This window comes from Streptomyces xanthii, from assembly GCF_014621695.1.
GTDB lineage: Bacteria > Actinomycetota > Actinomycetes > Streptomycetales > Streptomycetaceae > Streptomyces > Streptomyces xanthii.
Window position 1 is genome coordinate 2,145,871 of the sequence record NZ_CP061281.1, and the last position, 25,052, is coordinate 2,170,922.

At 71.8% G+C, this 25,052-nt stretch carries 20 protein-coding genes; 7 read left to right on the plus strand and 13 right to left on the minus strand.

The window, feature by feature from the left end; translation table 11 throughout:
• Positions 1–246: 246 nt before the first annotated feature.
• Positions 247–915 carry a bifunctional DNA primase/polymerase gene (locus IAG42_RS09695; protein WP_188336622.1) on the plus strand — a complete coding sequence of 223 codons (669 nt, stop codon included), beginning with the start codon at positions 247–249 and terminating at the stop codon, positions 913–915.
• A gap of 117 nt (positions 916–1,032) precedes the next feature.
• On the opposite strand, the gene ftsY is transcribed toward IAG42_RS09695, so the two are convergent.
• Complete coding sequence (ftsY, locus tag IAG42_RS09700) at positions 1,033–2,250, minus strand: signal recognition particle-docking protein FtsY (RefSeq protein WP_188336623.1); 1,218 nt, start codon at positions 2,248–2,250, stop codon at positions 1,033–1,035.
• Positions 2,251–2,455: 205 nt separating this feature from the next.
• Here ftsY and IAG42_RS09705 point away from each other — a divergent pair, with 205 nt between their 5' ends.
• The 3 genes from IAG42_RS09705 to IAG42_RS09715 are packed head-to-tail and all read left to right on the plus strand — an operon-like array spanning position 2,456 to position 5,362.
• Entirely contained in the window at positions 2,456–3,901 is a 1,446-nt protein-coding gene (locus tag IAG42_RS09705; RefSeq protein ID WP_188336624.1) for a cytosine permease, read from the plus strand.
• Positions 3,902–3,957: 56 nt separating this feature from the next.
• Positions 3,958–4,929: an LLM class flavin-dependent oxidoreductase gene (locus IAG42_RS09710; protein ID WP_188336625.1), complete on the plus strand. Its 972-nt coding sequence runs from the start codon at positions 3,958–3,960 to the stop codon at positions 4,927–4,929.
• Between the two features lie 55 nt (positions 4,930–4,984).
• Positions 4,985–5,362, plus strand: a complete 378-nt coding sequence (locus IAG42_RS09715) for a hypothetical protein (protein ID WP_188336626.1) — start codon at positions 4,985–4,987, stop codon at positions 5,360–5,362.
• Positions 5,363–5,499: 137 nt separating this feature from the next.
• On the opposite strand, the gene IAG42_RS09720 is transcribed toward IAG42_RS09715, so the two are convergent.
• The 4 genes from IAG42_RS09720 to IAG42_RS09735 all read right to left on the minus strand — a co-directional run bounded on the left by IAG42_RS09720 (position 5,500) and on the right by IAG42_RS09735 (position 11,828).
• Positions 5,500–6,915 carry a sugar porter family MFS transporter gene (locus IAG42_RS09720; protein ID WP_188336627.1) on the minus strand — a complete coding sequence of 472 codons (1,416 nt, stop codon included), beginning with the start codon at positions 6,913–6,915 and terminating at the stop codon, positions 5,500–5,502.
• Positions 6,916–7,151: 236 nt separating this feature from the next.
• Complete coding sequence (gene smc, locus IAG42_RS09725) at positions 7,152–10,730, minus strand: chromosome segregation protein SMC (protein ID WP_188336628.1); 3,579 nt, start codon at positions 10,728–10,730, stop codon at positions 7,152–7,154.
• 229 nt (positions 10,731–10,959) lie between these two features.
• Positions 10,960–11,166 (minus strand): hypothetical protein, encoded by a 207-nt coding sequence (locus tag IAG42_RS09730; RefSeq protein ID WP_188336629.1) that lies wholly within the window; start codon positions 11,164–11,166, stop codon positions 10,960–10,962.
• Between the two features lie 380 nt (positions 11,167–11,546).
• Entirely contained in the window at positions 11,547–11,828 is a 282-nt protein-coding gene (locus tag IAG42_RS09735) for an acylphosphatase (RefSeq protein ID WP_188336630.1), read from the minus strand.
• A 101-nt stretch (positions 11,829–11,929) separates the two neighbouring features.
• On the opposite strand from IAG42_RS09735, the gene IAG42_RS09740 reads away from it, so the two are divergent.
• A complete protein-coding gene (locus IAG42_RS09740) occupies positions 11,930–13,006 on the plus strand; it encodes a CAP domain-containing protein (protein WP_223205923.1) in 1,077 nt (358 codons plus the stop codon).
• A 19-nt stretch (positions 13,007–13,025) separates the two neighbouring features.
• On the opposite strand, the gene mutM is transcribed toward IAG42_RS09740, so the two are convergent.
• The 8 genes from mutM to recG form a co-directional block, all read right to left on the minus strand.
• Complete coding sequence (gene mutM / locus IAG42_RS09745; RefSeq protein WP_188336631.1) at positions 13,026–13,886, minus strand: bifunctional DNA-formamidopyrimidine glycosylase/DNA-(apurinic or apyrimidinic site) lyase; 861 nt, start codon at positions 13,884–13,886, stop codon at positions 13,026–13,028.
• Positions 13,887–13,970: 84 nt separating this feature from the next.
• Positions 13,971–14,762 carry a ribonuclease III gene (gene rnc / locus IAG42_RS09750; RefSeq protein ID WP_188336632.1) on the minus strand — a complete coding sequence of 264 codons (792 nt, stop codon included), beginning with the start codon at positions 14,760–14,762 and terminating at the stop codon, positions 13,971–13,973.
• A 7-nt stretch (positions 14,763–14,769) separates the two neighbouring features.
• The gene (rpmF, locus tag IAG42_RS09755; protein WP_030361955.1) at positions 14,770–14,943 is read right to left on the minus strand and encodes a 50S ribosomal protein L32; all 174 of its coding nucleotides are present in this window, start codon (positions 14,941–14,943) and stop codon (positions 14,770–14,772) included.
• Between the two features lie 2 nt (positions 14,944–14,945).
• On the minus strand, positions 14,946–15,590 hold the full coding sequence (locus tag IAG42_RS09760) for a YceD family protein (RefSeq protein ID WP_188341283.1): 645 nt from the start codon (positions 15,588–15,590) through the stop codon (positions 14,946–14,948).
• Between the two features lie 154 nt (positions 15,591–15,744).
• A complete protein-coding gene (locus tag IAG42_RS09765; protein ID WP_188341284.1) occupies positions 15,745–16,836 on the minus strand; it encodes an ATP synthase F0 subunit B in 1,092 nt (363 codons plus the stop codon).
• A 91-nt stretch (positions 16,837–16,927) separates the two neighbouring features.
• Positions 16,928–17,407 (minus strand): pantetheine-phosphate adenylyltransferase, encoded by a 480-nt coding sequence (gene coaD / locus IAG42_RS09770; protein WP_188336633.1) that lies wholly within the window; start codon positions 17,405–17,407, stop codon positions 16,928–16,930.
• Positions 17,408–17,433: 26 nt separating this feature from the next.
• Entirely contained in the window at positions 17,434–18,030 is a 597-nt protein-coding gene (gene rsmD, locus IAG42_RS09775; protein WP_188336634.1) for a 16S rRNA (guanine(966)-N(2))-methyltransferase RsmD, read from the minus strand.
• A 71-nt stretch (positions 18,031–18,101) separates the two neighbouring features.
• Positions 18,102–20,312, minus strand: a complete 2,211-nt coding sequence (recG, locus tag IAG42_RS09780; RefSeq protein WP_188336635.1) for an ATP-dependent DNA helicase RecG — start codon at positions 20,310–20,312, stop codon at positions 18,102–18,104.
• Positions 20,313–20,484: 172 nt separating this feature from the next.
• Here recG and IAG42_RS09785 point away from each other — a divergent pair, with 172 nt between their 5' ends.
• Together IAG42_RS09785 and IAG42_RS09790 are read left to right on the plus strand one after the other, a co-directional pair.
• Complete coding sequence (locus IAG42_RS09785; RefSeq protein WP_188336636.1) at positions 20,485–22,329, plus strand: HSP90 family protein; 1,845 nt, start codon at positions 20,485–20,487, stop codon at positions 22,327–22,329.
• A complete protein-coding gene (locus IAG42_RS09790) occupies positions 22,326–25,037 on the plus strand; it encodes a tetratricopeptide repeat protein (protein WP_188336637.1) in 2,712 nt (903 codons plus the stop codon). The genes IAG42_RS09785 and IAG42_RS09790 overlap by 4 nt, the downstream gene beginning before the upstream one ends.
• The last annotated feature ends 15 nt before the right edge of the window (positions 25,038–25,052 follow it).

A 25,052-nucleotide genomic window follows, 5' to 3' on the forward strand; every position in this document is an offset into this window, starting at 1 on the left:
CGGCGAGGCAGAACCCGGAAACGCCACCATTCGCCACCCCTTCGAATGAACTGCGCGGCGGCGCCGCACGATTCACTTGACATAGGACAGCCGGAAGTGAGCGGAACGGAGTGCGGCAGGGCGCATTGTGCCGGGCGCACCACCCCCGATGCGACCGAGCGCCGCCTCGACCGGGCGGCGTGAGCAGCGGGTCACGATCCGATTCCACTACGTAACCACCGGCGCGCGGGACCCGTTGGAGGGGGCATGGGCTTCACGATCGGCGGCATCCGTGAGTTGCGCACGGGCTCACGTCGCCGCGGCCGCACGTCCGGCCGCACCTCGGACTGCACGCACGTCGCCGAGTTCACCGGCCTGTGGGGCTGGGACGTCGTCCCGGGCGCGCGCGCCGCGGGCGGCGCGTGCTCCTGCGGCCGGACCGACTGCCCGGCGCCCGGGGCTCATCCGCTCGATCCGTCGGTGACGGTGCCGGCGGGCGCCACGCTGGGCGAGGTGACCGAGACGTGGAGCCGCTTCCCGGGGGCCGCGGTCCTGCTTCCGGTCGGCCGCGCGTTCGACATCATCGACGTGCCGGAGGCGGCGGGGCGGCGGGCGCTGATCCGCCTGGAGCGCATGGGGCTGCCGCTCGGCCCGGTCGTCGCCACCCCCGAGGGCCGGGTGCACTTCTTCGTGGCGCCCGGCGCCGCCGCCGAGCTGCCCGCGCTCCTGTACCGCATGGGCTGGGACGACGCCGCGCTGGACCTCCACGCCCTCGGCCCCGGTACGTACATCACGGCGCCGCCCTCGGACCGGGGTGGCCTGGGTCCGACGAGCTGGCTGCGGCCGCCGTCCCTGGACACGGCCACCCAGCCTCCGCAGGCCCGCCTCCTGCTGGGCACCCTGGCGTACACGGCCCACAGGTCGCCCTGCGCCTGACCGGGCGGACAACAGGAACCCCGGAAAACAGGGTGGGGAACCGCCGGCCACGATCGGCCCGCGGTTCCCCACGACGCTTTCCCCGCCGGTGCGGATCCCCGCACCCGGGCGGAGCGCTTACTCCCCGATGAGGGCGTCCACGAACGCCTCGGGCTCGAACGGCGCCAGGTCGTCCGGCCCCTCTCCCAGCCCGACGAGCTTCACCGGCACGCCCAGCTCCCGCTGGACCGCGATCACGATGCCGCCCTTGGCCGTGCCGTCCAGCTTGGTCAGCACGATGCCGGTGATGTCCACGACCTCGGCGAAGACGCGGGCCTGGACCAGACCGTTCTGCCCCGTCGTCGCGTCGAGCACGAGCAGCACCTCGTCCAGCGGGGCGTGCTTCTCCACGACGCGCTTGACCTTGCCGAGCTCGTCCATCAGGCCGGTCTTGGTGTGCAGCCGGCCCGCGGTGTCGATGAGGACGACGTCGGCGCCCTCCTCGATGCCTTCCTTGACGGCGTCGAAGGCGATCGACGCGGGGTCGCCGCCCTCGGGGCCGCGCACGGTGCGGGCGCCGACGCGCTCGCCCCAGGTCTGCAGCTGATCGGCGGCGGCGGCGCGGAAGGTGTCCGCGGCGCCCAGGACGACGTTCTTGCCGTCGGCGACGAGCACGCGCGCGAGCTTGCCGGTGGTGGTGGTCTTGCCGGTGCCGTTGACGCCGACGACCATCACGATGCCCGGGGTGTCCAGGTTCGAGTCCGTGTTCACGGCGCGGTCGAACTCGGGGACGAGCAGCTTCAGGAGCTCCTCGCGCAGCAGGCCGCGCAGCTCCTCCGGGGTGCGGGTGCCGAGCACCTTGACGCGCTCGCGCAGCCGCTCGACGAGCTCCTGGGTGGGCTGCACGCCGACGTCGGCGGTGAGCAGCGTGTCCTCGATCTCCTCCCAGGTGTCCTCGTCGAGGTGCTCGCGCGACAGCAGGGTGAGGAGCCCCTTGCCCAGCGCGTTCTGCGAGCGGGAGAGCCGGGCGCGCAGCCGGACCAGCCGGCCCGCGGTCGGCTCGGGGACCTCGATCTCGGGGGCGGCCGGGGCTTCCTCGACGGGAGCCTCGACGGGGGCTTCGGTGGCCGGTTCGGCGACCGGGAGGTCGACCTCCTCGATCGTGCGCCGCGCTTCGTCGCGCGGGGTCTCGGCCTCGTCGCCGACGTGCGGCTCGGCCGGCGGGGCGGCGGTGATGTCGGGCGCCGAGGGCGGCGGCGGAGGCAGCTGCTTCTTCTTGCGGCTGCCGACCACGAGCCCGCCGAGCGCGCCGATCACGACCACGGCGATGACTACAGCAAGGATGACGATGTCCATAACCCGTCCAGTATCAGTCATGGGCCTCGTCCGGGCCGCTCTTGTGACTTCCCCCAAGAGACAAACGCCTCTAGAGGGAACTACTCGGACTAAAGTACGATGGAAGAGGAAGCGTCAACGCGCGTAGAGTCCAACGCGATCGCCCGCGGCAGACCTCAGGCGATCGCCACCGCCCCACCCCCACAGAGGCACGGAACCCCACCGCATGAGCAAGACCGCCGAATCCGAAGGCGCCCTCGAGACCCGCGGCATCGAGCCCGTCCCGGACGCCGAGCGCACCGCCAAGACCCGCGAGCTGTTCCCCACCTGGGTCGCGGCCAACATCAGCGTGCTGTTGCTCACGATGGGCGCGAGCCTGGTCGTGGCGTACAAGCTGAACTTCTGGCAGGCCGTCGTCGTCGCGATCGCGGCGCCCGTCGTCTCGTACGGGCTCGTCGGGCTGATCGGCATCGCCGGCAAGCGGGGCGGCGCCCCCGGCATGGCCCTGTCGCGCGCCGTCTTCGGACAGCGCGGCAATCTGCTGCCCGGCTCGCTGATCTGGGTCGCCCGCTGGGGCTGGGAGACGATCAACGCGGTGACGGGTGCCTACGCGGTGCTCACCGTTCTGGACATCCTCTTCGGCATCAAGCAGAACAACTTCCTGGTGATCGTCACCCTTCTGCTCTTCGTGGTGGCCACGTTCGCCATCTCGGGCCTCGGCATCAACGCCGTGCAGAAGTGCAACAAGTACGCGACGTACCTCTTCGGGGTCTTCTCCGTCCTGGTGCTGATCTACCTGATCGTCGACACCGACTGGTCGAAGGTCTTCCACCAGCCGGCCGGTTCGACGTCCCTGATGGTGGCGGGCATCGGCATGATCGCCGCCGGTGGCGTCAGCTGGATCCCGACCTCCCCGGACTTCACGCGCTACCTGCCGCGCACGGCCTCGGCCGCCGCGATCGTGCGGAACTCGATCGGCGGCGCCGGCATCGTCGTCCTGCCGATGGTCCTCATGGGTGCCGTGATGGCCGTGTCGACGCCGGATCTGGCCTCGGCCGCCGACCCCGTCTCCTTCCTGGGCGACTTCCTGCCCCTGTGGATCGCGGTGCCGTACCTGCTGATCGCCCTGGTCGGCATGCTGCTGATCAACGCGATGTCGATGTACTCGGCGGGCTTCACCGCTCAGACGCTCGGCTTCAAGGTCCCGCGCCACTGGGCCGTGTCGATCAACGCGCTGATCTCGCTGATCTTCGGCGCGATCCTGATGCTCGTCGCGACCAGCTTCATGGGCTCGTTCATCGCCTTCCTGTCGCTGCTCGCGGTCGCGTTCTCCGCCTGGGTCGGCGTCTTCGGCGCGGACATGTTCACGCGCAAGCACTACGACGCCGCGGCGCTGATCGACACGACGCGCTCCAGCGCCTACTGGTACAAGGGCGGCTTCTCCCCCGCCGCAGTCATCGCCTGGGCGCTCGGCCTGGTCGCGGGCCTGCTGTTCACGTCCTCGGACTGGTTCTCCGGCCCGCTCGCCTCGAACAACTTCCTGGGCGAGTACGGGCTCGGCTGGGTCGTCACGATCGTCGTCTCGGGCCTGCTGTACCTGGTGCTGCCCAAGCCGGCCGACACGACCACGGCGCCGGACGAGACCGAGAGCGCCGAGCCCCTGGCCGTCTGACGCACCGTCAGCTAACGTCCCCCTTCACACGAGCCCGCGTGAAGGGGGACTTTTCGATGCCCGTCTCCGTCGTACGGTTCAACCTGGTCGATCCGGCCGGCACACCCGAGTCGCTCAGCGCGCGCTACAAGGCGGCGGTGGAGATGGCGGCGTACGCCGACGACCGGGGCGTCGACACGGTGCAGACCGAGGAGCACCACGGGGTCGCCAACAACTGGCTGCCCTCCCCCTTCACCTTCGCGGGGGCGGTGTTCGGCGCCACACGGCGGATCGCGGTCACGGTCTCGGCGATCATCGGCCCGCTGCACGATCCGCTGCGGCTCGCCGAGGACATCGCCGTGCTTGACCTGGTGAGCGGCGGCCGGCTGGTCACGGTGGCGGGAATCGGGTACCGCCCCGAGGAGTACGCGCAGTTCGACGTGGAGTGGAAGCGGCGCGGCAGGCTCCAGGACGAACTACTGGAGACGCTGCTCGCCGCGTGGACGGGCGAGGAGTTCACCTTCCGCGGGCGGCGCGTGCGCGTCACCCCGCGTCCCTTCACACAGCCCCATCCGCTGCTTCTGGTGGGCGGTTCCTCGCAGGCGGCGGCGCGCCGCGCGGCCCGGCTCGGCCTGCCGTTCTTCCCGAGCGCCCATCTGCCGGAGCTGGAGCTGTACTACAAGGAGCGGCTGGCCGAGTACGGCACCGAGGGCTGGACGATGATGCCCGGTGAGACGACCCCGCTGCTGCACCTGTCGGAGGACCCGGACCGCACCTGGGCCGAGCACGGCGAGCACTTCCTGCACGAGGCGCGCACGTACGCGTCCTGGCAGTCTCAGGACATCAAGTCGGCGGTGCGCTCGGGCGCGACGACGGTCGAGGAGCTGCGTGCCGAGGGCGTCTACCGCATCCTCACGCCGGACGAGTGCGTCGCCCAGGGCCTCGACAACTATGTGCTGCACCCGCTGTCGGGCGGCATGCCGATCGACGAGGGATGGCGTTCCCTGCAGCTGTACTGCGAGAGCGTGCTGCCCCGGCTGACGGCCTGAGCCGCACCGCGTAATTCCCTGGCCGCGACAGCCCTGGTGGTGCTGCACTGCCGCCATGAGTCTTCTGGTGGACGTGTTCGTCCGCGGCCCGGACGGGACCCTGCACATCCTCGACGTCCCCGACGACGTCTATCAGTCGGGCGGCTTCGAGTCCTGGCGCACGACGGTGTGGGGTTCCGACAAGGTGCGCTCCCTGGGCGCCCGGCTGCTGCCACTGCTCGCCGAGGACGATCTGTACGCCGAGCCGGACCAGGTGCCGCGGCTGCTGGACGAGGTCGCGCTCGTGCGGGAGCGTCTGGACGAGGTGGCGCACGGGACGCGGTATCCGCGCGATGTCGAGGAGCACCGGGAGCAGATCGCGCGCCGGCTGCGCATCATCGAGGCGAGCTGTCACAAGGCGCTGGAGATCGGGGGCGGCGTCCTCATCTGGTGACGTCCGGAGCCCGCCGCCGCCCGGACATGACACCGCCCGCCGCCCGGTTGTGGGGTCCGGGCGGCGGGCGGTGACGGCAGCGGGGGGACGGTAGCGGGGACTTGGTCCGTCCCCCCGGGTCGACGGGAGGGCGGGCGTCAGCCCATCTCCTCCAGTGCCTTGCCCTTGGTCTCCTTCACGAACTTGAGCACGAAGGGGATCGAGAGGGCGGCGAAGACCGTGTAGATGACGTAGGTGGCAGAAAGGTTCCAGTCGGCCAGCGACGGGAAGCTCGCGGTGATCGCCCAGTTGGCGATCCACTGGGCCGAGGCGGCCACGCCGAGGGCCGCCGCGCGGATCTTGTTCGGGAACATCTCGCCGAGGAAGACCCAGACCACGACACCCCACGAGAGGGCGAAGAAGAGGACGAACACATGGGCGGCGATCAGCGCGACCCAGCCCTGGGTGCTGGGCAGCTTGCCGTCCACCAGGTCGAAGGAGAACGCCCAGGCCTCCAGGGCGAGGCCGACGACCATGCCGACCGAGCCGATGAGGGCGAGCGGCTTGCGGCCGATGCGGTCGACGAAGATCATCGCGATCACGGTGCCGACGATGTTGATGATCGACGTGGTGAACGAGTAGAAGAACGAGTCGGTCGGGTCGACGCCGACGGACTGCCACAGCGTCGAGGAGTAGTAGAACGCGACGTTGATGCCGACGAACTGCTGGAAGACCGAGAGGCCGATGCCGACCCAGACGATCGGCTTGAAGAAGAAGCTCCCGCCGAGCAGGTCCTTGAACGTGGACTTGTGCTCGCTCTTCATGGCGTGCTCGATCTCGGCCACGCGCGCGTCGAGGTCGACCCCCTTGCCCTCGACCTCTTCGAGGACCTTGCGGGCCTTCTCGTCCTTGCCGGCGGAGATCAGGTAGCGCGGCGACTCGGGGATGGCGAAGGAGAGCATCCCGTAGAGGATCGCCGGGACGACCATGACGCCGAGCATGACCTGCCAGGCCTCCAGGCCCATGAGCTCGCCGCGCTGGTCGCCGCCCGCGGCGTTGAGCAGGCCCCAGTTGACGAGCTGGGAGATGGCGATGCCGACGACGATGGCCGCCTGCTGGAAGGAGCCGAGCCGGCCGCGGTAGGCGGGCGGGGCGACCTCGGCGATGTAGGCCGGGCCGATGACGGAGGCCATGCCGATGGCGAAGCCGCCGATGATCCGCCAGAAGGCGAGGTCCCACAGGGCGAACGGCAGGGCGGAGCCGACGGCGCTGATGGTGAACAGCACGGCGGCGATCTGCATGCAGCGGATGCGGCCGATGCGGTCGGCGATGCGGCCCGCCGTGGCGGCGCCGATGGCACAGCCGATCAGGGCGATGGCGATGACCTGGGCGAGGGCGGCGGAGCCGATGTCGTACCGGTCGCGGATGGCCTCGACGGCGCCGTTGATCACGGAACTGTCGTAGCCGAAGAGGAAGCCGCCCATCGCGGCGGCGGCCGCGATGAAGATGACATGGCCCAGATGCTCGGGGTGCGCTTCCCGGGCTCCGGACTTCGGTGGCGCAGTGTCGGTCACGTGTACTCCTCGGGCCACCGGCTGCACTGCCGGGGGTGGGGGCGAGCCCTTCCAGTGGCGCACAACTTCACGCCGCCCACCACCTGAAGGTAAAAGCAACGTTGCAGAGACTATGCCTTCAAGTTTCGAAGTCAATACTTCGAGTGCTGTGAATTTTCAGGCACGCGGAGCCGCATTGAGTTCAAGAGTTGAAGGCGAAGGTGGAGGCGGATGAGGCCGGTCGTCAGGGCCGGAACTCACCGGAGGCGCTGGCTGATGACCTTCGAGACGCCGTCGCCCTGCATGGAGACGCCGTACAACGCGTCGGCCACCTCCATCGTGCGCTTCTGGTGGGTGATGACGATCAGCTGCGAGGCCTCCTGCAGCTCCTGCATGATGCGGATCAGCCGCTGCAGGTTGGTGTCGTCCAGGGCCGCCTCGACCTCGTCCATCACGTAGAACGGGCTGGGCCGCGCCTTGAAGATGGAGACGAGCAGGGCCACCGCGGTCAGCGAGCGCTCGCCGCCGGAGAGCAGGCTCAGCCGCTTGACCTTCTTGCCCGGCGGGCGGGCCTCGACGTCCACACCCGTGGTGAGCATGTTGTCGGGATCGGTCAGGATCAGCCGCCCGTCGCCGCCCGGGAACAGCCGGCTGAAGACACCCTCGAACTCGCGTGCCGTGTCCCGGTACGCCTCGGTGAAGACCTGCTCGACGCGCTCGTCGACCTCCTTCACCACCTGAAGCAGGTCGGCCCGTGTCTTCTTCAGGTCCTCCAGCTGCTCGCTGAGGAACTTGTGCCGCTCCTCCAGTGCGGCGAACTCCTCCAGCGCCAGCGGGTTCACCTTGCCCAGCTGCTGGTAGGCGCGCTCGGCCGCCTTGAGCCGCTTCTCCTGCTCCGAACGGACGAACGGCCGCGGCTGGTTGCGCGGGTGCTCCGGGTCCTCGGGCCCCGCGGCGGAGCCGCTGATGTCTGCAGCCTCGCCCTCGGCCGGCAGCGAGGGCGGCACGGGCTGGTCCGGCCCGTAGTCCGCGACGAGCCCGGCCGGTTCGACGCCCAGCTCCTCCAGCGCCTTGGTCTCCAGCTGCTCGATCCGCAGCCGCTTCTCGGCCCCGAGCACCTCGCCGCGGTGCACCGAATCCGTCAGCTTGTCCAGCTCCGCCTTGAGGTCACGGCCGCGGGACCGCTCGGCGACGAGGTCCTGCTCCCGGCCGGCCTTGGCCCGCTCGGCGAGCACCCGCTCCTGGTCCGCCCGCACGATGGACACCTCGACGTGCGCGAGGAGCTGCCGGGCGCCGGACGCGACGGCCGACGCGACGGCGGCCTCGTGCCGGAGCCGGGCGCGCTGCCGCTCCGCACGCGCGCGTGCCTCGCGCTCGGCGCGGGCGGCCCGGTCGAGCGAGTCGGCCCGCCCCGCGAGCCCCTTCACCCGCTCCTCGTGGGTACGGGTCTGGAGCCGGGCCTCCATCTCGGTCTGACGCGCGTTGGCCCCGTCGGCCGAGAGCCGGTCGCGCACCGAGGTGTCGGGCTCCTCGTCTGCGGGCTGCTCCTCGGCGACGGCGAGCCGCTCGGCCAGTTCCTCCGCGTCCAGAACGGCCTGGTCGAGCGCGTCCTGCGCCTTGGCGGCCGCGGCGGCGCTGCGCTCGGCCTCCCCCGCCGCGCCGCGGGCCTGCCCGGCGAGCCGGCCGAGCTGCTGGGCCCGCCCGGAGCGTTCCCGTTCCACGGCGCGCTGCCGCTGCCCCAGCTCCTCGACGAGCGCGGCGCATTCCGTACGGCGCTCGGCCGCGGCGCGCTGGGCGGCGGCGAGCTCCTCGCACTCGGCGGTGAGGCGCTCCAGTTCGGCGGCCGCCTCGTCGACCGACGCCTGCACTTCGAGGAGGCTGGGCGCGCCGGCGGACCCGCCCTGCGCGAAGTGCGCGCCGAGCAGATCGCCTTCGGCGGTCACGGCGGTCAGTGCGGGCCGCGCGTAGACGAGGTCCTCGGCGTCCTCCAGCGTGCCGACGACCACGATCCCGCGCAGCAGGTGCCGCACGGCGGGCATCAACTCGGCGGGGCCCCGCACCAGTTCGGCCGCGTACGTCGTGCCGTCGGGCGCCGGGGCGGCGGGCTCCGGACCGGCTTCGGAGGCGAGCAGCAGGGCCGCGCGTCCCGCGTCCTGCTTGCGCAGCAGCCGCATGGCCTCGGCGGCGGCCGCGGGGGTGGCCACGGCGATCGCGTCGGCGGCGGCGCCGAACGCGGCGGCGATCGCGACCTCGTGGCCGGGCGTCACGGTGAGCAGTTCGGCGGCGGGCCCGAGCAGTCCGGTGAGCCGGTCGCGGGCGCCGAGCAGGGCTCCGGTGCCGTCCTTGCGGCGCAGTCCGAGCGCGAGCGCCTCGTGGCGGGCGGCGGTGGCGGCGCGGCCGCGCTCGGCGGCGGTGAGGGCCTCGCGCGCGACGCCGAACGCGGCCTCGGCCTCGGCGAGCGCGGTCCGGGCCGCCTCGTGCCGGTCGGTGAGCTCCGCGTCGCCGGCGTCGAGCCCGTCGACCTCGGCCTTGAGCTCCTCGTACTCCTCCTGCGCGGTGACCGCCCGCTGTTCGGCTTCGTCGCGGGCGGACGCCAGCCGGTCGATCTCGGCCTGCGCGGAGGCGGCCCGGCCGCGGGCGGCGTTGACCTGGCCCTGGAGCCGGGCGAGTCCTTCGCGGCGGTCGGCGATGGCGCGGGCGGCGTCCCTGAGGCGGCGCTCCTCGACGGCCAGTTCGCGCTCGAGTTCGGCGCGGTGGGCGATCGTCTCGTCGAGCGCGGTCTGCGCGGCTTCGAGGGCGGCCTCCAGCTCGGCCTCCTGCTCGCGCACGCGCGCGGCCTCGCGTTCGAGGTCCTCGGGGTCGCGGCCGCGCCGCTCCTCGGCCGGGACGGAGGTCGCGCTCTTCACGCGCGCGTCGGCGAGGGAGACGGTGCCGCGCACCCGCTCGGCCAGCTGCGACAGTTCGTACCAGCTCTGCTGGGCGCGCTGGAGGCGGGGCGTCAGCTGCCGCACCTCGTCCTCCAGATGCCCCTCGCGCTGGAGGGCCTTCTTCAGCTCCTCCTCGGCCGCGTCCTTGCGCCGCTTCAGCTCGGCCTCGTCGGCGATCTCGGCGCTGAGCGCCTGCCGCATCCGTACGAGGTCGTCGGCGAGCAGGCGCAGGCGGGCGTCGCGCAGGTCGGCCTGGATGACGGCGGCGCGGCGGGCTACGGCGGCCTGCCGGCCCAGCGGCTTGAGCTGGCGGCGCAGTTCGTCGGTGAGGTCCTGCACGCGCGCGAGGTTGGCCTGCATCGCGTCCAGCTTCCGCAGCGCCTTCTCCTTGCGCTTGCGGTGCTTGAGGACGCCGGCCGCCTCCTCGATGAAGGCGCGGCGGCCCATGGGGTCGGCGTGCAGGACGGAGTCGAGCTGGCCCTGGCCGACGATGACGTGCATCTCGCGGCCGATGCCGGAGTCGGAGAGCAGGTCCTGGATGTCGAGGAGCCGGCAGGTGTCCCCGTTGATCTGGTACTCGCTGCCGCCGTTGCGGAACATGATCCGCGTGATGGTGACCTCGGCGTACTCGATGGGGAGCGCCCCGTCGGAGTTGTCGATGGTCAGCGACACCTCGGCGCGGCCCAGCGGCGGGCGGCCCGTGGTGCCGGCGAAGATGACGTCCTCCATCTTGCCGCCGCGCAGGGACTTGGCGCCCTGCTCGCCCATGACCCAGCTCAGGGCGTCCACGACATTGGACTTGCCCGAGCCGTTGGGTCCCACGACGCAGGTGATGCCCGGCTCGAACCGCAGAGTGGTGGCCGAGGCGAACGATTTGAACCCGCGCAGGGTCAAAGCCTTGAGGTGCACGCCGTCGGACTCTACCGGGCGCCCCTGTCTCACTCCATGAACCCACGGTTTCACCCGGGAGGGCGCAGGGCACACCAGACGTTAAGAACGTCTCGCGGCCTCGCGAGAGGGGGACGGGGGAAGAAAGAAGGGACGCCGGGGCGCCCCTTGCGTATCTCTGGTACCTATCTCTGGTGCGTATCTGTCAGCGGCTGATACGAGCAGCCCGACCACGTACGGCGTGATGTGGTCAGGTGAGCGCAGGCTCCGCCTGGGGTACGTCGATGCCCTCGATGAGAGAGTCGTGAGAAGCGGTGGCAGCCGCGAGCGCGTCGTTCTCGGCCTGGATCCGGACAAGCTCGGATTCCAGGTCCTGTACACGCTGCTGGAGCCGTCGCATCTCGGCGAGGAGTCGCGGGTCGCTGCCGCCGACGTAACCGAGAAGCGCCTTTGCCATGATGGATGGTCCTCCACACTGAGTGACCGACCGAATCGGTGTGGGTCGTGAGGGAATCGCACCCGCGGTGCTTGGCACTTCTTGTCGTGCTGCCGTTCTCACATGCCAAACAGCTAAGGTGCGCGGGGCTTCCAGAGTCTCACCAAAAAGTTTGACGGTCAACACGATCACGCCCCGTATTCGCGGGCATCCCGGGGGCTTCGCGCCGGATAACGTGCGGCGCGGCCTGACCGTCGGGGCCCTCGGGGCGTGGAGATCATCCGTACTCCCGGAGCCTGCCACGAGTCCCTCTTCTTGGCAACCACCAGGGGCTTTTCCCTCGGAGCCGTTGCCCGGAGCATGCGCACGGCGGGTGCGCGGGGCGCCGCTCGCGGTGACCGTCAGCGGATCGCGAACCCCTCGTACCCCCCGCGCGGCGTGTCCCAGATCTCAGTCACACCCTCGACCCGGCCGGGAGTGTCGCCGTCGTGGAGCCAGTCGAGGAGCTGCTGACAGGCCGCCCGCGGCCCCTCGGCGACCACCTGGACCCGTCCGTCGTCCAAATTGAGAGCAAAACCACTCAGACCGCCGATCTCCAGGGCGCGCGCCCTGGTGAACCAGCGAAAACCCACACGTTGGACGCGTCCTCGCACCCACGCGGTGAGTCGTACGTGTTCGTTCATGGCTGCACGCTAACCGGCCAAATGCACTCGGAGCACCTCACCCCCTGGTGTTCTGGGGTACCGTCGCGGACCGATGAGACTCACTCGTACGGGTGAGGAACATGGACGACCGCGAGGACGAGGAAGGCCAGCACATGGGACGCCACCGACGCTCCGCCGCCGGACGCGCCGCCACGGGCCGCGCCGCGGAGACCACCCCCGGCACGTACGGCACCGACCACCCGGGCTCTCCCGGTGGCGTGCACGGCGCCGAAGGTTCCCCCGCACACCCTCTTTACGCTCCGTTCGACGACCCCGAGGCCTTCGGCGGCGAGGCTCCGGCCGCCGCGGCGGCCGGAGGTGCCCGCGTGCACCACCGCCGCAAGCGCGCCGTCCCGGTCCGTGCCGGCCTGCTCGGCGTCTCCGCCGCCGTCGCCCTGGGCGCGGTAGCGGTGGCCTCGGGACTGATACCGGGCACCGACAGCCTCCAGCTCGGCGGCGAGCACGGCGGCAACAAGGTGCGGGCCGCGGGCTCCTCCCCCAGCGTGGAGGCGCAGGGCGGCACGGACGGCGCGCTCGTGGAGCGCTCGCCGTCCTCCGCGAGCCGGGACACCGAGCGCGCGACCCCGTCGAAGGCGGCGCCCTCCACGTCCGCGCCGTCCAAGAGCGCGTCGCCGTCGCCGTCCCGCACTCCGTCGAAGAAGCCGGAGCCGTCGCGGACGCCGTCCGCCGCGCCCTCGACGAAGAGCGCGAGCCCGTCGACGTCCGCCCCGGAGCGCAGGACCGCGGCGCCCGCCGTCCCGGCTCCCTCGAAGACCGCCGTGCCCTCGGCCGCGGCGCAGGTCGTGACGCTCGTCAACCAGGAGCGCGCCAAGGTCGGCTGCTCTCCCGTCACGGCGGACAGCGGTCTCGCCGCGCTGGCCTCGGACTTCAGCGCCGACATGGCCGCGCGGGACTTCTTCGACCACACGGACCCGGACGGCGCGACGCCGTGGGACCGCGCCGAGGAGGCCGGCATCACCGGCCTCGGCGGCGAGAACATCGCCCGCGGCCAGGCCAACGCGCAGTCCGTGATGGACGCGTGGATGAACAGTGCCGGGCACAAGGCGAACATCCTGAACTGCGACTTCAAGACCATCGGCGTCGGCGTCCACTTCGGCGCGGGCGGCCCGTGGTGGACGCAGGACTTCGGTTACTGAGCCCCTCGCCGGGTGAGTCCTACGCGGTGACCCGCGGCGGCCGCTGGCAGCGCGGGCAGTAGTAGCTGGACCGGTTCATCCAGGGGCGGCGGCGCATCGGGGTGCCGCACCGCCGGCACGGCAGGCCCTCGCGTCCGTACGCGTCCAGGGACCGGTCGAAGTAGCCCGACTCCCCGTTGACGTTGACGTAGAGCGCGTCGAAACTCGTGCCGCCGACCGCGAGCGCCGCGTTCATCACGTCCCGTACGTGACCGAGGAGTTCGGCGGTGCGCGGGCGTGTGAGCGTGGCCGTGGGGCGCTCGTAGTGCAGCTTCGCGCGCCACAGCGCCTCGTCGGCGTAGATGTTGCCGACGCCGCTGATCAGTGACTGGTCGAGCAGGGCGCGCTTGAGCGTGGTGCGCTTGGCGCGCAGCGCGGTGTGGAAGGCGGCGTCGTCGAACAGCGGGTCGAGTGGGTCGCGGGCGATGTGCGCGATGACGTCGGGCAGCCCGTCGGGGGCGTTCTCGTGCAACGAGAGGCCGCCGAAGGTGCGTTGGTCGACGAAGCGCAGCTCCGTGCCGCGGTCGTCGGCGAACCGGATCCGCACCCGCAGGTGCTTCTCGTCCGGGGCGTCGTGCGGCTGCACCAGGAGCTGGCCGCTCATCCCGAGGTGGGCGAGGACCGAGGTGTGGGTGGTGTCCAGGGGGAGCCAGAGGTACTTGCCCCGGCGCATCGGCTCACCGATCCGCTGCCCCTTGAGGCGGTGCGCGAAGTCCTCGCCGCCGGCGACGTGGCGGCGCACCGCGCGCGGGTGCAGCACCTCGGCGTCCTCGACGGTGCGCTGGGCCACCCAGCGGGCCAGGCCGCGCCGTACGACCTCGACTTCGGGCAGCTCGGGCACGGGATTCCTCCGGAGGGGTTCACGATCAAAGACGCCTGCCCCACCGGCGGTGAGCCGACAGGGCAGGCGTGAGGAAGCGGCGGACTAGGCGCCGGCGGCGGTCTCCGCCTCGGCGGCCTTGGCCCGCTCGTCCGCGGCGGCGCGAATCGCACGCCACGCGGACTCGGCAGCCTGCTGCTCCGCTTCCTTCTTGCTGCGGCCGGTGCCGGTGCCGTACGAGACGCCTCCGACGCGGGCGGCAGCAGTGAAGGTCTTCTCGTGGTCCGGGCCGGTCTCGGAGACCAGGTACTCGGGGACACCGAGTCCTTCGGTCGCCGTGAGTTCCTGGAGACTGGTCTTCCAGTCCAGGCCGGCACCCAGATTCGAGGACTTCTCGATCAACGGGTCGAACAGTCGGTGAACGAGCTCACCGGCCGCGTCCAGACCCTGGTCCAGGTAGACCGCGCCGATCACCGCTTCAAGGGTGTCGGCGAGGATGGACGCCTTGTCCCGGCCGCCCGTGCCCTCTTCACCCCGGCCGAGCCGGATGAAGGAGCCCAGGTCGAGCCCGCGGCTGACCTCCGCAAGCGCACGCGAATTGACCACCGCGGCCCGCAGCTTGGCCAGCTGGCCTTCAGGCAGGTCGGGGTGGGTGCGGTAGAGGGTGTCCGTGACCACGAGACCGAGCACGGAGTCCCCGAGGAACTCCAGCCGCTCGTTCGTGGGCAGGCCACCGTTCTCGTACGCGTACGAGCGATGCGTCAGCGCACGCACCAGAAGGGCGGACTCGAGCTTGTACCCGAGCCGCCCTTCCAGAAGCGTGTGGGACGAGGCTGTCGTGTCCACCTTTTTCTTGGCGTCATCCGCCTTCTTGGGGCTCGACACTGTGCCTCTCACCAGCCGCTCAGACCTCGAGGACCTGGCGCTTGTTGTAGGTACCGCAAGCGGGGCACGCGATGTGCTGCAGCTTGGGCTCCTGGCAACGCTCACACGAAACCAGGGTGGGGACCGCAGCCTTCCACTGCGACCGGCGGTGGCGCGTGTTGCTGCGCGACATCTTCCGCTTCGGAACAGCCACGGCTACTTCTCCTGCTTCTCGTCGACGCCCGCTTCCGCTTCGGCGCCGCTCATCTCGTCCTTCTCGCCGTCCTGGATGGTGCCAGCGAGTCCCTGCAAAGCCGCCCAACGGATGTCGACGGCGTCGTGGTGGTGGTCCGGGTCGTCCGCGAGACGCACTCCGCATTCGGAGCACAGACCCTCACAGTCTTCCTGGCACACCGGCTGCATCGGCAGTGCGAGCACCACCGCATCACGCAGCACAGGCTCGAGGTCGAACAGACCGTCCTCGAGAAAGAGCCTGTCCTCGTCGTCCTCGGCGTCGTCGCCGGCGTCGTCCTTGGGACGGCCCCGGTCGTCGGCGTCAGGGTACGAGAACATCTCCTGGAAGTCCGCGTCGACCTCTTGGTCGAGCGGCTCCAGACACCTTACGCACTCCCCCTTGGCCGATGCACGGGCGGTGCCTGTGACAAGCACCCCTTCCATGACCGACTCGAGGCGGAGGTCGAGCTCCACCGGGGCGCCTTCCGGCACCTCGATGACTCCCTGGATACCGAGGTCCTTGGGAGCGCCGATCGTGCGGGACAGCCGCTGCATGGCACCAGGACGCCGACCCAGCTCGTGTGTGTCGAACACGAGAGGATTGCGGTGGTCGAGGCGGGTGTTCAGGGCTGGTCCTGCTTTCGTTCTTCGAAGCTCGTGAAGCGCCGCCGAGATCCTTCCGGGCAGCTCAGGACGCACGTGTACGCGCGACCGAACAGCCAGGATACTGGACCATCCGCTCTCGGCCCAATCCGGCCCCGGGGGCCCCGGTCGCGGCCGGTCAGCGGCCCTGTTCGTACTGGCGCTCGTACTCCCGCACCTGATCCATATTGATCATGCTGGTGTCGAAGAGGCTGGTCTCGTCGAGCACCCCGCCCTGGTCCTGCTGCCCGCCGGCCGCCTGCGGCTGCTCCGGCTGCTGCTGGTACCCGTACTGCTGGTACTGCTCCTGCTGCGCCGCGTACGGATCCTGCTGCTGGTACCCGTACGGATCCGGCTGCTGCTGCGGCTGCTGCGGGTACCCGGCGTAGGCGTCCTGCTGCCCGTAGCCCTGCTGCTGGTAGGCGTAGGGGTCCGGCTGCTGCGCGTACGCGGCGACCGGCTGCTGGGCCGGGATCTGCGGGGTCTCGGGCTGCCGCGGCTCCTGGGCGCCGATCTCGGCGAGGCCCGCGAGGTAGTCGGCGTCGCTGGTGTGCGCCTGCGCACCGCCCTCGCCGTCGAGCGTCAGCGCGCCGAGGTCGTCGCTGGCGATCCGGCCGTGCAGCTTCTGGCGGCCCTTGCCGACGGCCTCCAGCGTCTTGGCGAGCACCGCCTCGAAGGCGCCGAGCTTGGCGTCCACGTAGGAGTCGGCGTCGCGGCGCAGGGTCTCGGGGTCCTGGCTGCGCTCGGGGGCGTCCTCGTCCTCGTAGCCGTGCTCGTCCGTGCCGGGGCCCGTGCCGAGCAGCTTCTCGCGGCCGCGGCCGACCGAGCCGAGCGTCTTGTTGAGGACGACCTCGAAGTTGGCGAGCTTGGAGTCGACGTAGTCGTCGGCCTCCGCGCGGACCTCCTCCGCCTCCTGGCGGGCCTCGGCCAGGATGCGGTCGGCCTCGTCCTGGGAGCGGCGGGCGATCTCCGTGTCGGCGATCAGGGTGCCGCGCTCGGCGTGCGCGGTCTCGATGATCCGCTCGGCCTCGGCGCGGGCCTGCTCGACCATCTGCTCGCGCCCGCCGATCAGCTCCTGGGCCTGGGCGAGGGAGCCGGGCAGCGCCTGGCGCACCTCGTCGAGCATCGAGAGCAGGTCGGCGCGGTTGACCACGCACGAGGCCGACATGGGCATGGACCGGGCGCTGCCGACCGCGGCGACGATCTCGTCGAGCTTCTTCTGGACGTCCACCGTGTGCTCGCCACTCTCTCGTCTGCTCACAGGGATGTGAGGGGTGTTGGAGACGGACGGGACGACTGTATGCCCAACTGGTGCGTGCGTGTCACTTCTTGGGGAGGCGCTCGGTCAACGCCTCGTGCACGACCGGCGGGACCAGGTGGGACACGTCACCGCCCCAGGCCGCGACCTCCTTGACCAGCGAGGAGGACAGGAAGCTGTAGGTGGGGTTGGTGGGGACGAACAGGGTCTCGACGCCCGAGAGGCCGTTGTTCATCTGGGCCATCTGCAGCTCGTAGTCGAAGTCGCTGACGGCGCGCAGGCCCTTCACGATGGCCGGGATGTCGCGCTGCTTGCAGAAGTCGACGAGCAGGCCGTGGAAGGCTTCCACCTCGACGTTGCCGAACTCCGCGGTGACCTCGCGGATCAGCTCGATCCGCTCCTCGACGGCGAAGAGGCCCTTCTTCGACTGGTTGATCATCACCGCGACGTGCACGACGTCGTACAGCTTGGAGGCTCGGGCGATGATGTCGAGGTGGCCGTTGGTGATGGGGTCGAACGACCCGGGACAGACTGCGCGGCGCACGGGAAGTCCCTCGCTCTCCGGTCCGGTCATCGTGCGTCGTCGCACGTGAGGGTGGTGGTCAAGGCGGCGCGACCGTACCAAAACGTTCCCTCGCCGTAACGCCGGGACCTCAGTGCCTCGAAGCCGTCCGGCCAGCGGAAGTCGCCGCCTCTCGTACTGCGTTCAACGGTGACGAGCGCATCGTCCGTGAGCCAGCCCTGAGTGCGGAGTGTGAGCAGGATCTCGCGAAGATCGTCGTCCGAGACCGCGTACGGCGGGTCGAGAAAGACCAGGTCGTAGGGGGTGGCGGGGGCCGGGCCCGCGACGATCTGCTCCGCCTTGCCGGTACGCGCTTCCGCGCCGGGCAGACCGAGCGCCTTGATGTTCTCCCGGATCGTGCGGGCCGCGCGGGCGTCGGCCTCCACGAGGAGAGCGTGGGCCGAGCCCCGGGAGAGCGCCTCCAGGCCGACGGCTCCCGAGCCCGCGTACAGGTCGGCGACCCGTGTGCCGTCGAGGGTGCCGAGCAGGGCCTGCCAGGTGGAGAAGAGGCCCTCGCGCGCGCGGTCGGAGGTGGGGCGGGTGCCGTTGCCCGGCGGCACGGCCAGGCGGCGTCCGCCGGCGCGTCCGGCGATCACGCGGGTCATCTCGTTCCTCGGCCCTTCGGGATGCGGGGATGGGTGGTGTCAGGTGGTGTCAGGTGGTGTCACCCAGTGTCTCAGCCCTTGTCGAGGTACTGCTCCCGCTCCTCGTCCAGGAGGGCGTCCAGGGCGGTGCGCAGTCCGGGCAGGTGGTCGAGGTCCGGGTCCGCGGTGACCACCTTGGTCGCCTCCTCGCGGGCCTCGGCGATGATCTCCTCGTCCTCGATGACGGCGAGCATCCGCAGGGACGAGCGGACGCCGGACTGGGCCTGGCCGAGGACGTCACCCTCGCGGCGCTGCTCCAGGTCGATCCGGGACAGCTCGAAGCCGTCGAGCGTGGCGGCCACCGCGCCGAGGCGGGCGCGCGCGGGGCTGGCCTCGGGCATCTCGGTGACCAGGAGGCACAGGCCGGCCGCCGAGCCGCGGCCGACGCGGCCGCGCAGCTGGTGGAGCTGGGAGACGCCGAAGCGGTCCGCGTCCATGATCACCATCGCGGTCGCGTTCGGCACGTTCACCCCCACCTCAATAACGGTCGTCGCGACGAGGACGTCGGTCTCGCCCGCGGCGAAGCGGCGCATCACCGCGTCCTTGTCGTCGGGCTGCATCCGGCCGTGCAGGACCTCGACCGTGAGCCCCTGGAGCGGCCCGCGCGCGAGCTGCTCGGCCACCTCCAGGACGGCGAGCGGCGGCCGCTTCTCGGCCTCGTCCTCGGGGGACTTCTTGGCGGCCTTGCCCTTCTTGGGCCTCTCGTCCTCGTCGTCGCCGATGCGGGGGCAGACGACGTAGGCCTGGTGCCCGTTACCCACCTCCTCGCGTACGCGCTCCCACGCGCGCGTGAGGAAGTGGGGCTTGTCGGCGGCGGGCACGACGTGGCTGGCGATCGGTGAGCGCCCGGCCGGCAGCTGGTCGAGGACGGAGGTCTCCAGGTCACCGAAGACGGTCATGGCGACCGTCCGCGGGATCGGTGTGGCCGTCATGACGAGCAGGTGCGGGGGCTGCTTTCCCTTGGAGCGCAGGGCGTCGCGCTGCTCCACGCCGAAGCGGTGCTGCTCGTCGACGACGACGAGGCCGAGGTCGTGGAACTGGACCTTGTCCTCGATCAGGGCGTGCGTGCCGATGACGATGCCGGCCTCGCCGGTGGTCAGGTCGAGCAGCGCCGTGCGGCGGGCGGCGGCGCCCATGGAGCCAGTGAGGAGGACGACCTTGGTGGAGTGCTCGACCCCGCCGAGCATGCCGCCCTCGGCGAGCTCGCCCATCATCTCGGTGATGGACCGATGGTGCTGCTGGGCGAGGACCTCGGTGGGCGCGAGCATGGCCGCCTGCCCGCCCGCGTCGACGACGGCGAGCATGGCGCGCAGGGCGACCATCGTCTTGCCGGAGCCGACTTCGCCCTGGAGGAGGCGGTGCATCGGGTGCTCGGTGGCCAGGTCGTCGAAGATCTCGCGCGAGACCTTCTGCTGGCCCTCGGTGAGGGTGAACGGGAGCTTCGCGTCGAACGCGGTGAGCAGTCCGTCCGGCTTCGGTACGCGCGCGACGGCGCTGAGCTGGGTGTCGGCGAACCGGCGCCGGGCGAGGGCGACTTGGAGGACGAACGCCTCGTCCCACTTGAGGCGGGCGCGGGCGTCCGCGATGTCGGCCTTGGTGTGCGGCCGGTGGATCTTGAGGAGCGCCTCGGTGAGCGGGACCAGGCCGCGGCCCTCGCGCAGGGACTCCGGGAGCGGGTCGAGGGCCTCCTGGGCGCTGGGCAGGACGAGGTCGACCGCCTTGGCGATCTTCCAGGACTCCAGCTTTGCGGTGGCCGGGTAGATCGGCAGGAGGGCGCCGGCCCAGGAGCCGACGGCCTCGGCCGCCTCCTGCGAGGAGTCGGCCTGCAGCAGCTGGTAGGCCGGGTGGGCCAGCTGCATCTTGCGGTTGAAGACGCCGACCTTGCCGGCGAACATCGCGCGCGTGCCCGGGAGCAGGTCCTTGTGCGGCTTGTGGATGCCGCGGCCGAAGAAGACGAGCTGGAGCTGACCGCTGCCGTCGGTGATGGTGACCTCGAGGCGCTGTCCGCTGCCGCCGTTGAACTTCAGGACGCGGGCGGTCGCGACCTGGGCGACGACGGTGACGTGCTCGTCGAGCGGCAGGTCGGCGAGGCGGGTGAGCTCGCCGCGCTCGGCGTATCTGCGCGGGTAGTGGTGCAGCAGGTCACCGACGGTGTGCAGGCCTAGGTGCTCGGCCATCACCTTCGCGGTGGCGGGACCGAGCGCTTTCTTCAGCGGTTCTTCGAGCGCGGGCACGAGATCCATTGCACACCACGCCACTGACATTCACCGACCACCGCCGGTGCCCGCGAGGAACCCGCTGGTCACGAGCGGCTCGCCGGACCTAGGATGACCGGCTCCGGCCCCTGATCGCGGTCACCTCCCGTGGTGCCGCCCGACCCGCGCCGTCGCCCGTCCCCCCACCGGCGCAGCGACGATGGATTCCCAGACTTCACAAAGTTCACAGACGTCCCCGGGCGCGCAGGCGCCGCACACCTTCCAGGTCGACCTGCGTGGTCTCGTCGACCTCCTCTCCCATCACCTGTACTCCAGTCCCAAGGTCTACCTGCGCGAACTGCTGCAGAACGCGGTGGACGCGATCACCGCCCGCCGCGCCGAGCAGCCCGGCTCCCCCGCCACCGTGCGGCTGTTCGCCGGGTCCGGGGCGCTGCGCGTGGAGGACTCCGGCATCGGTCTCTCCGAGGCGGACGTGCACAGTCTGCTGGCGACGATCGGCCGCAGCTCCAAGCGCGACGACGGCCTGGAGTCGGCCCGCGCGGAGTTCCTGGGGCAGTTCGGCATCGGGCTGCTCGCGTGCTTCGTGGTCGCCGAGCGCATCCGTGTGGTGAGCCGCAGCGCACGCACTCCGGATGCCCCGCCGGTCGAGTGGACCGCCCGGGACGACGGCTCCTACACGGTGCGCACGCTGCCGGACGAGGCGCGTCCCGAGCCGGGCACGACGGTGCACCTGGAGGCCCGCGCGGGCGCGGCGGAATGGCTGGACGAGGAGCGGGTGCTGTCCCTGGCCCGGAACTTCGGCTCACTGCTGCCGTACGACGTGCGGGTGGGCGAGACGGCCGTGACGGACCTTCCGGCCGTGTGGGACCGCGAGCACGCGAGTCCGGCCGCCCGCCGGGTCGCCCTGGCGGGCCACTGCCGCGACGTGTTCGGCTTCACGCCGCTGGACTCGATCGACCTGGACGTGCCGCTCGCGGGGGTCCGGGGCGTGGCGCACGTGCTGCCGCAGGCGGTCAGTCCGGCGCAGCGCGCGAGCCACCGGGTGCACCTGAAGGGCATGCTGCTCACCGAGCGCGCCGATCAGCTGCTGCCCGACTGGGCGTTCTTCGTGCGCTGTGTCATCGACACGGACAGTCTGCGCCCGACGGCGTCGCGCGAGTCGCTGTACGACGACGAGACGCTGGCCGCCGTGCGGGAGGCCCTGGGCGAACGCATCCGGGAGTGGCTGACCTCGCTCGCGGCGGGTTCCCCGGAGCGGCTGTCGGCCTTCCTGTCCGTGCATCACCTGGGGGTCAAGTCCCTGGCGCGGCACGACAAGGAGATGCTGCGGACGATGCTTCCGTGGCTGCCGTTCGAGACGACGGACGGGCATCTCTCCCTGGAGGAGTTCGCACAGCGCCACCCGGTCGTGCACTTCACGCGCACCGTGGAGGAGTACCGGCAGGTCGCTCCGATCGCGTCGGCGCAGGGCATCGGGGTGGTCAACGGCGGTTACACGTATGACGCCGATCTGGTGGAGGCGCTGCCGTCCGTGCGTCCCGGCACGGCGGTCGCGGAGCTGGACGCGGAGACGGTCACCGCGCATCTCGACGCCGTGGACCCGGCGGAGGAGCTGGCCCTGGCGGGCTTCCTCGCGGCCGCGCGGGCCAAGCTCGACCCGCTGGGCTGCGACGTGGCCCTGCGGGCCTTCCATCCGCTGACGGTGCCGGCGCTGCACCTGGACGACCGTGCGGCCCGGCACGAGCAGGCCCGCGCGGAGGCGGAGGCCCAGGCCGACGACCTGTGGGCGGGCATTCTCGGCTCGCTGCGCGGCAGCGCGCCCCGCGCGCGTCTGGTGCTCAATCACCTCAACCCGCTGATCCGCAGGGTCAGTTCGCTCGACGACCCGGAGCTGATCGGCACGGCGGCGGAGGCCCTGTACGGGCAGGCGCTGCTGATGGCGCAGCGCCCGCTGCGCCCCGCCGACTCGGCGCTCCTCAACCGTTCGTTCATCGGCCTCCTCGAGTGGGCCACGCACCCCGGCACCGGAAAGGACCCCCGATGAGCGAGACCATGGATCTGGACGCCCTGCGGCACGCGATGGCGGAGAACGCGGCGCGGCCAGAGGGTCCCGCGCGGGGCGCCCGCGCGGAGGCGCTGCTCGCCGAGGCGGAGCGGCTCGGTGTCGCGCTCGGGGTGATCGAGGCGCTCAGCCACCAGCTGCAGATGTACAACTACAGCTCCGAGAAGGACAAGATGTTCGTCCCCTTCGCGCGTCTGCTGCGCATGTGGGACGAGCACCCCGAGGACTTCGACGCCTACGAGACGCACTCGCTGCACTGGGTCTTCAAGTGGATGACGAACGGGATGCTGAACCAGCCGCACATCCCGCTCGCCTCCATCGAGAAGTGGCTCGGCGAGATGGAGCACCGCTACAAGGTGGCGGGCCATTCCGAACGGGCCGTCCGTATGAGCGAGTTCTACGTGGCCGACCACCTGGGCGACGAGGAGCGGGCCACGCGCGCGTACGACGCGTGGCTGGCGGCGGACCGTGACGACAAGGCCGACTGCCACGCCTGTGAGCTGAACGGCCAGGGAGCCCGTCAGGCGGACCTGCGCCACGACGAACGGGCCCTCGAACTGTGGGGTCCCGTCCTGGCGGGCGAGCTGACGTGCGCCCATGAGCCGCACGCCGCGCTGGCCTCGTCGCTGCTGCCGCTGCTGCGTCTGGGGCGTCCGGAGGAGGCGCGGGCCAACCACCTGCGGGGGCTCCGCCTGGTGCGGCAGATGGAGTCGATGCGGGGCGCGTTCGCGTCGCACGTCGAGTTCTGCGCCCTGACGGGCAACGAGGCGCGCGCCCTGGAGCTGCTCGCGGAGCGGCCCGCGTACTTCACGGACAGCGGCGACCCGCAGGGCCTGAAGAACTTCCTCGCGGTGACGGCGCTGGTCATGGACCGGCTGGTCGGGCTGGGCCTGGGCGAGCAGCGGGTGCCGGGGCCGGCCGGGCGCGACTGGACCGCGGCCGAACTCGCCGTGCACGCGCGCGGGGAGGCGCTGGCGGTCGCCGCCCGCTTCGACGCGCGCAACGGCACGGACGTGGTGAGCAGGCGGGTGCGCGAGCGCATGGACCAGCGGCCGCTCGTGGAGCGGCTCCCGCTGGGCGTGCGCGTCGCCCGCCCGTCGGTCGCCGTGCCGGTGGCGCCGGCCTCTCCGGCGGACGCGGGGCCGCGGGACGCCGCGTCCCTGGTCGCGGAGGCCCGGCGGCTCTCGGCGGCCACGGGTGGTCCCGTGGCCGCCCGGGCCTGGGCCACGGCCGCGCGTGCGGCGCAGGACGAGGGCCTGGAGCTCACGGTCCGCGACCGGGCGGAGATCGCCGACTACGCGGCGATCCACTCCGACGACACCGCCGGCGGCTTCGACCGCGCGGCCGCACTGTTCGAGGAGGCGGGCGACCCGGCGGAGGCCCGCGCGGCACGCGCGCGTGGGGCGTTCGCGCTGGCCCGCGCGGGACGCCTGGACGAGGCGCGCGCGGCGATCCGGGAGCCGTACGAGCAGGTGGTGCTCGACGGGTTCGCGGAACTGGACGCGGAGACGGCCAGGCCGGTGACGGCCGTGCTGACGAGCCGGGCGCGCATCCTGCTGATGGGGCACGCCGGGGACGAGGACATCGCGGACGCCGAGGCGTGCGTACGGGAACTGCTGGGCCTCGCCGAGCGGTTCCCCGACGTTCCCCGCCTCGCCTCCCAGGCGGCGGCCGCGCGGGGCATGCTCGGTGACATCGCGGTGCACCGTGGTGACGACGAGGGGGCGCGCGCTCTGTTCGAGGGCGCGGTGGAGGCGCATCTGGCGGCGGAGCGGCCGTGGGCGGCCGTGGACTGCGACATGCGCCTTGTCGGTCTCGCCCGGGAGCGGGGCGACCTCGACGAGGGCGAACGGCGGCTGCGGGCGGCCCTGGAGCACGGCGCGGGCGTCCTGGAGCCGCACGACGTGGCGCAGCTGCAGCTCCAGCTGGCGGAGCTCCTCGCCGCGGGCGGTGACGCGCGGGGCGCGTCGGACCACGCCCTCGAGGCGGCGCACTGGGCCGACGAGGCCGGTGACGGCGCCGGGCTCGGCGCCTGGGCCCGCTTCCAGCTGGGCGGCCATCTGCTGGGCCAGGACCGGCACGCGGAGGCGGCCGAGATTCTGGAGTCGGCGCTGCTCGACCTGACGTCGGACGATCACGGCGACGGCGCGATCGTGCAGGCCCGCTGGTGGCTGGGCGACTGCGCCCGCGCCCTGGGCGAGCACCTGCAGTCCGCCGAGGCGTGGCTGCAGGCGGCCGAGCTCGCCCAGCACTGGCCGGAGCAGCGGGACCACGCGATGCTCGCGAACCTGGCCGCCGACGCGCTGGACCGGGCCGGGCGTCCCGAGGACGCCGACCGCGCGTACGTGCGCGCGGGCGAGCTGTGGGCTTCCCTGGGCCGGACGGGCGCGGTGGTGCGCTGTCTGCGCGCGCGTGCCTGGCTGGACTCCGCCGACGCGGACGCCGAGCGCGCCTGCATGGAGGCCGCGATCACCGGTTGCGAGGAGGCTCTGCCCGACGCCGGCGACGACCGTGCCGCCCTGCTGGCCGAACTGGGCCACACGCACCGCCAGTTCGCCCAGCTCCTGGCTCGCCGGGACGCCCCGGACGCGCAGGAGCACCTGGAGCGGGCGGCCGCGGCCTTCGACGAGGCCGGGGACACGGAGGCCCGCGACGAGGCTCGGGAGGCCCTGGAGGCGCTGCGGGGCTAGACCCGCGCGGGTGCG

Coding starts and splice junctions, on each gene's coding strand:
- IAG42_RS09710 (WP_188336625.1), top strand. CDS start 3,958: ATGCCCGTCTCCGTCGTACGGTTCAACCTGGTCGATCCGGCCGGCACA.
- recG (WP_188336635.1), bottom strand. CDS start 20,312: ATGGATCTCGTGCCCGCGCTCGAAGAACCGCTGAAGAAAGCGCTCGGT.
- IAG42_RS09705 (WP_188336624.1), top strand. CDS start 2,456: ATGAGCAAGACCGCCGAATCCGAAGGCGCCCTCGAGACCCGCGGCATC.
- IAG42_RS09715 (WP_188336626.1), top strand. CDS start 4,985: ATGAGTCTTCTGGTGGACGTGTTCGTCCGCGGCCCGGACGGGACCCTG.
- IAG42_RS09785 (WP_188336636.1), top strand. CDS start 20,485: ATGGATTCCCAGACTTCACAAAGTTCACAGACGTCCCCGGGCGCGCAG.
- IAG42_RS09735 (WP_188336630.1), bottom strand. CDS start 11,828: ATGAACGAACACGTACGACTCACCGCGTGGGTGCGAGGACGCGTCCAA.
- rsmD (WP_188336634.1), bottom strand. CDS start 18,030: ATGACCCGCGTGATCGCCGGACGCGCCGGCGGACGCCGCCTGGCCGTG.
- IAG42_RS09695 (WP_188336622.1), top strand. CDS start 247: ATGGGCTTCACGATCGGCGGCATCCGTGAGTTGCGCACGGGCTCACGT.
- IAG42_RS09740 (WP_223205923.1), top strand. CDS start 11,930: ATGGACGACCGCGAGGACGAGGAAGGCCAGCACATGGGACGCCACCGA.
- IAG42_RS09730 (WP_188336629.1), bottom strand. CDS start 11,166: ATGGCAAAGGCGCTTCTCGGTTACGTCGGCGGCAGCGACCCGCGACTC.
- IAG42_RS09790 (WP_188336637.1), top strand. CDS start 22,326: ATGAGCGAGACCATGGATCTGGACGCCCTGCGGCACGCGATGGCGGAG.
- ftsY (WP_188336623.1), bottom strand. CDS start 2,250: ATGGACATCGTCATCCTTGCTGTAGTCATCGCCGTGGTCGTGATCGGC.